The organism is Kribbella swartbergensis (assembly GCF_054784135.1).
Genome location: NZ_BAAGPM010000039.1, coordinates 1 through 8,466, shown reverse-complemented (window position 1 = coordinate 8,466; position 8,466 = coordinate 1). Strand labels below are relative to the sequence as shown.

Sequence of the window (8,466 nt, the reverse complement as noted above, 5' to 3'; positions counted from 1 at the left end):
ACACGTGTCGCCTATGTCCTGAGACATCTGTCGCCTATGTGTTGAACCACAACACTGCCGGGCGCGCCAAAGAAAGTGCAGGTCAGATGCCTAAATCGATCTCCAGGCCAGCCGGTCTCAGGCAGTGCATGACATGACCCGTGACATGAACTGCCGTTAAGCTCCGTCCGTGGCACGACCTCCACAACCCCGGAAGCGGCAAAGCGGCAACATCGACGCGCTGCCGTCAGGGTCCTTGCGTGTAAGGGTCTATTCGGGCGTCGACCCCATCTCAAAGAAGCCGCTGTACCTGACAGAGACCGTGCCCCCTGGCCCTCGACAGGCACGGGAAGCCGAACAGGCTCGAACGCGTCTACTCAACCAGGTCGACGAGAAGCGGAACCCGAAGACTCGGGCCACCGTCGCCCAGCTGATGGATAGGTATCTGCCGTTGGCCGACATCGAACCGCTGACACATCGAAGCTATGAATCAAAGTACGAGGTTCACATCAGGCCTTTCTCGGTTCGATTCCTCTCTCCAAGCTCGATACGGAGACCCTGGACTCGTTCTACGCCGAACTGCGGCGGTGTCGGAAGCACTGCCGCGGCAAGCCCGAGATCGATCACCGCACGGACGTTGATCATCTGTGCGACGAACATCACGGCGAGCCGTGCCGGCCAGCTGACCCTGAGACCTGCCGAGCCTGTCGCCGTGCGTGCATGCCACACGTTTGCCGCGGACTGTCCAACTCGTCGATTCGCCAGATCCATTGGTGTCTGAGTGGCGCGTTGCAGCGGGCAATCGCGTGGAAGTACATCTCGGTCAACCCCGCGGATCAGGCTGAGAAGCCTTCCCAGCCGCGGCCAGAACCCCGGCCCCCGACTGCGGCTGAAGCGGCGCTCCTGATCAATTCAGCGTTCGCACAGGACGCTGACTGGGGCACGTTCGTATGGACGAAGGCCACACTAGGCGCACGCCGCGGCGAGATGTGTGCCCTACGCATCGAGCACTTGGACCTTGAAGTGGAAGGGAGCGAAGTCATCAACATCCGCCAGTCCATATACAAGGTGGATGGTGAATTCGTCGCCAAGGACACCAAAACCCACCGGCACCGACGAATTGTGCCCGACCCAGAGACCGCAGCAGCCCTCCGCGAGCGAGTTGCGCGGATGCGCCGGCAGGCCGCCGAGCTTGGCGCTGAGCTGTCGCCGAGAGCGTTCGTGTTCTCGCCGACGCCCGATGGGCTGCAAGCACTGAAGCTCGACACAGCGACCCAGCGCTACAAGCGCATGGCCACGAGACTCGGCATCAACGCGACTCTAAAGAACCTACGTCACTTCAACGCCACTGAACTGATCTCTGCGGGCGTAGACCCGCGAACCGTCGCCGGCCGACTCGGCCACGGCGGTGGCGGCGAAACGACGCTCAGGGTCTACAGCGCGTGGTCGGCGGAAGCCGATCAACGTGCCGCGGCCCGCATCGCGGTTCGGATGCCGCCGCGGCCGCTGTCGATCCAACCGGCAGGAGGGGACACCGCCGCACCAGTCAGACCCACACCGACCACAGGCGATCTGCAGCCATATGAGCGAATTGCGGCCGACCTAAGAGGTGCGATCGACAGTGGTGTGCTCAGGCCAGGTGCCACGTTGCCGTCCGTTAAGGACCTAGCGGCGCGCTATAAGGTCGCCCCCAGCACCGCGCACCGCGCGCTGAGTTTGCTCGCCGATGCCGGGCTCGTCGCAGGCAAGTCCGGTCAGCGAAAGACTGTCGTCGCCCCCAGCGCCTAGCCGCTTGCCGGAATCGAATGGACGACCTTCTCATTGCGAGCCCGTCACCACAGGCGTAGACAGCGATCCCCGAGCGCTGAACATGCTCACTGGTCGCGGGTCGTTCACGGCTGTTCTGGGCCGTTCGGGGGCACCTGGGGGGCACCACTCCCCCGGACGTAGCCAGTTTAGAAGTGAGGCGGACAGCAGGCGTGACGGCCCCTCCGCCGCGTGATCGCGGTGCGCCCGACTGACCCTCCGTGCCCACCCGTGACCGCCGCTAATTGCACGCTAATTGCACGTCCCGCTTGTACCGTGTGGCGGTGGACGTGTTGGGGATCGAGGTCGAAGCGTCACTGGCTCGGCGCTGGGCTGGCTGGCTGGCGCCGGCCCGTCAGCCGTTCTTCTTGACCGCCGCCGAAGCGGCCGAACTAGGGCTCACACCTGAAAATCCCGCACACGGCCTGCCGCCCGAGCTTCGCGACACCTACGAGGTGTGGAACCTCGCCAAGGATCTGGAAGTCGTGTGGCTTGACGAAGATCCGTTCCATGCTCAGGCGCGCGATGTGCGTGCCGAGCTCGTCCGAGCGCAGGTAAGGCACGGGCGAGGAGCCGTACCCACCATCACCGATTGGGCGGACATTCTTGATGCACAGGTGCTGCGCGCCCAGGCGGACGGACATCGGTTCGTCTGGTGGCCGACCCTGGTTGAGCCTCATCTCGATGCCGTCCTCAACCGAGTTGTCAGTGAGTGGCAGCTTCCCTGCCAGCGCAGGTCGGTACCGGAGGAGATCTGGCGCGCGGCCTCATCCATACTTCCCCGTGCCCGAACACTCAGTGGAACCTTCGCCAGAGGGAGCAGAGGAAGCTCCTTCGCCAGAGGAAGTGCAACATCCTGCTTCGCCACCGTGATGGCGGCAGCAGGGGTCCAGGGCGCCGACGATGAGGCCTTCGAAGCTTGGCTAGCCGCCCACTGCACGGCGGAAGGTCGTGACGATCTGCCGGGAACCGTGCTGGTATGGCGCGACGCCCACGGTAACAACACGCATGCGGCGGTCACTCTCGGAGGCGGCTGGGCACTGCACAAACCAGGTCAGGAATGGCTTAGCCCTCACCAAGTTCTGACGGTGCGCGACCTCATCCGCCTCGCTCCACCGGGAGTCATGCTTCACCGGTACTCTGTGCAGAACGCACACGCCCACACCTCCCTGGACGAGCGAGCCTGAAAGCCGTAGTGGCCTCTTGATCCGTAGGAGCCTGCATGTGCTCACGTGCCACGTCGCCGAACCTAGCCGGCCGTCGCGTGCCTAGCTGCTCCGTGCTCGCTGTGCGGGGTCGTTGGGGTCAGATTGGGTCAGTCATGCACTGCCCTGCAAAGGCGGTTGTGACGCTCCCGCCTGGCTGGGCGGCGTATCCCTGAGCGTGGGCTCGACCGGTTCAACCCCGTTGGTGACTGGTCGAGCCCGTTGCCATGTTCTCGTTAGGGCACGCGGAGGGCACGCCCACTCGCGCCGGACGGGTCGAGGACCGCCTAGGTCCAGACCGACCCGGCATACTGCCCTCGTGGCCCTCTATTTCCGCCGTAGCTGGCACGAGACACGCGGCGACGATCACGACGACTGGGGCACGTCAGAGTGGTACTTCGAGATTGATGACGCCGGTTGGGTCAGCCGCCAGGTCGAGATCTACGAGAACGGGCCGACTCTTTGATACGACGAAAGGCACATGGCCGATGAGTACGGCCAGCTCGCAGAGAAGCCTCTGCCGCGGTCCGAGTTTGGCACGTATGAGATATCGGCCGCCGAGTTCGAGCTCGCTTGGCAAGGCGAAGACGGCGCACCGAACACCACACTTGCCCCGTCCCCTGATAGCTGCCACCCCAGGTCAGCGCGGCGCATGTCAAGAGTCGGCATGCCGATCCCGTAGGGACGCGTAGCGCTCTTCATATGTGTCGTGGTGGCCGGACAATCGAGCGGCCAGGGGGACGGGGCCAACCGACGATCAGACGCCAGGACTGGCTCGTGGCAGTTGGAATCGCGGGTACTGGGAAGCGACCTGCTCCTGGGCCCCGGCGAGGACGGCGCCCTGGCGCCGCCCGCAGTCCGGGGCCGCGCGCCGAAGGCGCGCCCTTGACCCATAAGAGCCACACCCGGCAGAGCAGAGTGGGCCAACCGGGGGCCCTCCGTCGGCCGATGCGCGACACCGTCCGACAGGTGATCTGCGACAGCCGAAAGCGCGGCTCCGGGCATGACAGTGTGTCTAAACGGTGCCTTCCCGTAAGAGGACGAACGCGTCATTCATCCACTCGGGCTTGGATTGCGGCGGAGGCAGTTCACTCCGGCCGTGCCGGCCTCTACCTCGAACTCAGCGGTGACCCGACATGACCGGACCTGCGCTGACGGCCCACGCAGAACCGATTGTGACGTTCATCGTTGCTTGTCCGGCGGCACGATCTGAGTCTTGCTCTTGGTCTCGGCCTTCGCGTGCTTCTCGGCGCGCTTCTCCTTGAGAGACTTGCCCGCCTTCTTTGACATGTGTTGCCGAGGCGATTTGTCGGCCATGGCTGCTCCTTGAGCGGAAGCCTGAATGGCTTCCTGATGCCACCGTACGCCGGAATGGGCGCGTCCGGTCATCGGCATGGTCGCGCGGATCGCGACAGATTCGGATGTCGCAGCGCACGCCATACGGCATATCCGTACGGCCCTCCATTCGGGCTTGTTCAGCGCGGTGCTGCCCGAAAGTCGCAGGCACGCAACTCGACGCCTGACCGGCGCATCTGGTCGTTCCTTCGGCGAGCGTGTCAGCGGAGGACGAGGGTGTGGTTCACGCTCGACCACGGCACGTCAAGCCGTCGCATCCCTCGCAGCGAGGCGTTCGTGCTCGATGTCGGCCAACACCAGTCGAACGCGGTCGTGGGCAGCCACGTGAATAGGTCACCGGCCCACTGAAGACCGGTGTCGGTCTCGCCGTACCAGAAGTATCTGGCTCCATTGGAGGCGCCGCCGCGCACGGTGACGGTGCCGCCCGGCGGGATCTGCCACCAACCCTTCTTCGCCCAGTTCTCACCGTCAGGACAGTTCGGAAAGTGATACGCGAGGGCGAAGTAGATGCGCGCGTTCCCGTCGTTTCGCACGTAAACAGCCACGTCAGTCCTCCGTGGTCAGGCTGCGGGGCGGCGGGAACGGGTCGTCGTCGGCATAGACCGACGACTGCTGGACCATCCCTGGGGAGTGGACCTCGGCGGTGAGGCCGGGCGCGCGGCCGTCGCGGTCGGTGGTGGGGCTCACGCCTTCGTCAGCCGGCATCGGTCCGAGGGCTTCGATCTCGTCGGCATCGAGGCTCCGGTAGAGATCGTTGTTGTCTGGCATGCGAGATCTCTATCCGTTGGGGAACCCCTGGCAACCTTGAGTGTAGGACCGACGTTCGCGGTCTCTCAACCCTGTCTGGCCGGAGTCGCGTCAGAGCGCGAGCGACAGCATGCCGCCGCTGATCGTGGGGACTGGCTTGTGCGGCTTCGCCTTCATCGGCCTGAGCACCCGTCGCTCAGCTCTCTAGCTCTCACGTAATGGTGTGACAGGTTGCATCTGGCCAACGCACGCTCATCGGCATGTGCGCGTTGGCCGGCGACCTGGGGCGCCAGGCTTCCAGCCGGGCGCGAATCAGTTGGCGGACATGTGTCGCGCATCGCTGGCGGATCACACTGTGCTCGGTGGGTCTGCCCGATAAGCCAAGCGACTGTCGACGTTCTCACTACGAGGGAGACCTACACCATCGCATCCGCTCTCAACCAGCGCTTTCGGCCACACGGCCCCACTCTGTGCGCGCGAGATTCCCCATGGGTATCCGCCGTTTCGTGCCACGGCTGATGCCACGGTAGAGGAACCGGCCGGCAGCTCTGCATCAGCCGTTGGTGCGTCGCGCTGGCACCGCCGCCGACACGGGGATGCCCCGCCGCATTGCCCGCAGTTTCGTGCTTGAACTGGCAGGCACGGGAGTTGAAGGAGCCGGGAGTAGGGCGGACAACAGGGGTAGCAGAACAACCGGATGTCCGCACCGGCTTGGCTGAGGCGGACGAGACCGGTTCGGCAGCGGTGATGCGATCGTTGTCGCCGAGTTGACCTGCGACGCGTGCGCCTACTGTCCGGCCAGCTTGGCCACGACCGGCGCGAGTGTGTCGGCAAAGTCGGCGCCGAAGACGAAATAGGAGAAGCCGATCTCCTCGCGACGTCGCTGGATTTCTTCGGCGGCTGCCGCGGGGTCACTCGGAAGTATGACGAGCGAGTCGGCCGCGCGAAGCGCCGCGGTGTCGAGGTCGGGCGGCGCCATGAACGCAGCGACACCGTCACCGACGGCGGCGACGTGCTGGCCGAGCTCCATGTCCCGGCGGCCGGCAAAGTCGCGTACCCGGTTCGTGGTTTCGACCCGATCACTTTCCGCTGGGAGTACGAACGTGACTGCGTCAGCGACTTCGAGCGCCAGCGCCTGCGACTTCGGTCCGCTCACCGCCATGACCACCGGCGTGTGCAGATCGGGGCCGTCGAACCTACGGAGGGCGGCGACGGTCTCGCGCATCCTGGCACGACGCTCAGCTGGGGAGACGGCAGGCAGCCCCAGCTCGACTTCGATGCCAGGTCGGCCGGCGCCGATACCCATTTCGAAGCGGCCTTCGGTGAGTACTGACAGTGAGTGGGCCTCCCATGCTGTGCTCCATGGTTCGCGCAGCGCGGCGGCATAGACCCACGAGCCGACCCGCAGGTCAGCTAGCGCGGCCGCGGTTGCCAGCGTGGGGCCAAGTGCCGGCTGCCACGTAGGAACGTCGGGCATCAGCAACGTCGAGTAACCGCTGTCGGCGATGCGGCGCACACGGTCTCGCCACGTCGGCAGGTCAGCGGTGATCGGCGCAACGACCCCGAATCGGAATGGTCTGGTCACTCGCCTGGCCTGGTCGTTCATCGTCGTTCTCCTTGAATCTGGGGGCCTTGTTTGGTCCGGTTGCCCTATCCACGAACTCGCCACCCCGAATCCGACAACCCCGCCCAAGAACGTCGAGAACCTCCACGCCGGACAGGTGGCCGATCAGTGCTTGTCGAGCCTGCCACTCCAGGGGGGCGGTCCCCGGCGATTGGGAGGCGCCCGGGGACCGCCGTCGCGGCTCACCGGGGGTGGAACCCGTGGGCCGAAGGGTTACCGGTACGGACGACCTTCTCATTGCGAGTCCGTCACCACAGGCGCAGACAGCCGAGCGGCCCGCGATCCCGAGCGCTGAACATGCTCACTGGTCGCGGGTCGTTGACGGCTGTCTGGGCCGTTCGGGGGCACCTGGGGGGCACCACTCCCCCGGACGTAGCCAGTTTGGAAGCACGGCGGGCAGGCTGCGTGACCGCCCCTCTGCCGCGTGATCGCGGTGCGCTCTGCTGACCGCCCTTGCCCGCCTGTGACCGCCCCTGTGCACGCTAATTGCACGCCGCCCACGGAGGGGCGCGCAGCGGAGGGCACGCCAGTCCACCTGCGGCGTTCCACGCAATAGGCTGCGCCCATGGCAACAGACGAGGCGAGGGAAGCGCTCGCTGATCAGATGCTGGATCTGCACGTAAAGAGTCGGCTTGCCGATCCGTAGGACGCGAAGCGCTCTTGACGTGGGTCGTGGTGGCCGGACAATCGAGCGGCCAGGGGGACGGGGCTAACCGGCGGTCAGACGCCGAGCACGTCGGCTCGTGGCAGTTGGGATCGCGTGATCAGAGGTAGCGTCCCGTTCGTTGGACCGGCGAGGACGGCGCACCAGCGCCGCCCGCAGCCGGTCCTTTGCGCGCCGGAGGCGCGCCTTGATCCATAAGAGCCAAACTCGGCAGAGCCGAACAGTCAGGCGGTGTCCTCCGTCGACAGATGCGCGACACTCGTCCGCCAGGTGATCTGCGACAGTGCGAAGCGCGGATCGCGGCCCGCGGAGGGCACGGGAACCCCCGTCTGCCAGTCAGGCTGCTGCCTTGGCTCGCTCGCGACGGTCCAGGTACTTGAGCGCCAATCGGGCCTGTACGGCAGCAATCGCGGCGTACCAGGCGACGGAGAAGATCCACAGCCACGAGGGACCATCCACAGGCATTACCCCGAGCGCGATCGTGTAATAGGGCGCGTAGAGGAGCAGGCTGAGCGGAGCAGTCAGGATCATCATGCCTGCGTAGACCGCAAAGCTCGGGCGCTCGGGCACCGCGACCAAGACGGCGAGCACGGTGACGATCAGCACGTAGGCAATTGCGACCAGGTGCCGTGGCCTGTGCGGTGGAGTGGGCAGCATCTACCCATTCTTGCCCCGTCCCCCTGATAGCGGCGAGGCCCATCGGCAGGCAGGCTCGGGGCCGGCGGCACACGTATCTCCCAAGTCAGTCCGCGCGCGGTCGGAGCAGGTGCCGAGATCCGAGCTACGGTGATTGTGCGGTCCCCGGTGAGTGCCCTCCCCCCGGCGCTCCCGGGAACCGTGTCGTTCTGGCGGCCGGCCCACTTCTACGGGGGGTGGACCGGTTGGGCGAGATCGTGCACACGGCTAACTGGTCGAGCATTGCGTCGTCGGCGAGGACAGCGCGATCGAAGTCGACTGGCGGTGGCGAGTCGGCGACGGCTCGCCACAGCGCCAGCAGACGGGCGACGACAGCGTGACGGAGCCTGGCTGGGATCGGCCGTTGTCGGAGGATCTCCATCCGGACGTGGGCTATGCTCCGGGCTTAG

At 65.8% G+C, this 8,466-nt stretch carries 8 protein-coding genes; 3 read left to right on the top strand and 5 right to left on the bottom strand.

What is annotated here, in order from left to right; translation table 11 throughout:
* The first annotated feature begins 990 nt into the window (after positions 1–990).
* The 3 genes from ACYVOK_RS32700 (at position 991) to ACYVOK_RS32690 (ending at position 3,456) form a co-directional block, all read left to right on the top strand.
* Positions 991–1,767, top strand: a complete 777-nt coding sequence (locus ACYVOK_RS32700) for a GntR family transcriptional regulator (protein WP_460666459.1) — start codon at positions 991–993, stop codon at positions 1,765–1,767.
* A gap of 302 nt (positions 1,768–2,069) precedes the next feature.
* Positions 2,070–2,972 (top strand): hypothetical protein, encoded by a 903-nt coding sequence (locus ACYVOK_RS32695; protein WP_460666458.1) that lies wholly within the window; start codon positions 2,070–2,072, stop codon positions 2,970–2,972.
* A 337-nt stretch (positions 2,973–3,309) separates the two neighbouring features.
* Positions 3,310–3,456 carry a hypothetical protein gene (locus tag ACYVOK_RS32690; RefSeq protein WP_460666457.1) on the top strand — a complete coding sequence of 49 codons (147 nt, stop codon included), beginning with the start codon at positions 3,310–3,312 and terminating at the stop codon, positions 3,454–3,456.
* A gap of 716 nt (positions 3,457–4,172) precedes the next feature.
* Here the strand turns inward: ACYVOK_RS32690 and ACYVOK_RS32685 are convergent.
* The 5 genes from ACYVOK_RS32685 to ACYVOK_RS32665 form a co-directional block, all read right to left on the bottom strand.
* Complete coding sequence (locus ACYVOK_RS32685) at positions 4,173–4,307, bottom strand: hypothetical protein (RefSeq protein ID WP_460666456.1); 135 nt, start codon at positions 4,305–4,307, stop codon at positions 4,173–4,175.
* A gap of 239 nt (positions 4,308–4,546) precedes the next feature.
* Positions 4,547–4,891, bottom strand: coding sequence for a DUF1036 domain-containing protein (locus ACYVOK_RS32680; RefSeq protein WP_460666455.1), 345 nt, complete (start codon positions 4,889–4,891; stop codon positions 4,547–4,549).
* A gap of 1 nt (position 4,892) precedes the next feature.
* Positions 4,893–5,114 (bottom strand): hypothetical protein, encoded by a 222-nt coding sequence (locus tag ACYVOK_RS32675; protein WP_460666454.1) that lies wholly within the window; start codon positions 5,112–5,114, stop codon positions 4,893–4,895.
* A 766-nt stretch (positions 5,115–5,880) separates the two neighbouring features.
* Entirely contained in the window at positions 5,881–6,699 is an 819-nt protein-coding gene (locus tag ACYVOK_RS32670; RefSeq protein WP_460666453.1) for an LLM class flavin-dependent oxidoreductase, read from the bottom strand.
* 1,018 nt (positions 6,700–7,717) lie between these two features.
* Complete coding sequence (locus ACYVOK_RS32665; protein WP_460666452.1) at positions 7,718–7,987, bottom strand: hypothetical protein; 270 nt, start codon at positions 7,985–7,987, stop codon at positions 7,718–7,720.
* Between the last annotated feature and the right edge of the window lie 479 nt (positions 7,988–8,466).